At 44.8% G+C, this 326-nt stretch carries 1 protein-coding gene; it reads right to left on the bottom strand.

What is annotated here, in order from left to right; genetic code table 11:
• Nucleotides 1-28: 28 nt before the first annotated feature.
• The coding region (locus CWB98_RS24130) for a hypothetical protein (RefSeq protein ID WP_171045753.1) at nucleotides 29-326 on the bottom strand (298 nt) is incomplete at its 5' end.

Raw genomic sequence — 326 nt, 5'->3', positions numbered from 1 at the left:
TGCTGCAAACCAGGGGCCGTCAGGCCCTTTATCTTTTATTTTTCTCATCAAAAACCTGCTTTAGAGCTTGCACTAATTGAGGATCAGAGTGTTTATTCACTGCCAAGCATAATGGCGTTCGTTGACTTTGCTGTAACTCCCACACCTTGATTACTGTATTGGCCGATAACTCCCTTTGGCGCAGCGCTAAGGTCATCGCAGCTTCTGTATTTAAAATTAAATCTAACCTTCCAGCTAGAAATTTAGTCATGCTGACCTCAATACTTGCCGCCACATCTAAGTGCCGCTCATCACTAAACCCCTGTTGCCGCAAATGCTGATGAGTC

The sequence above is a fragment of the Pseudoalteromonas rubra genome (assembly GCF_005887115.1).
In the GTDB taxonomy this organism is placed as follows: Bacteria; Pseudomonadota; Gammaproteobacteria; order Enterobacterales; family Alteromonadaceae; genus Pseudoalteromonas; species Pseudoalteromonas rubra_F.
Note: the sequence above shows the minus strand (reverse complement) of the source record. Positions and strands in the feature narration are given on the sequence as shown.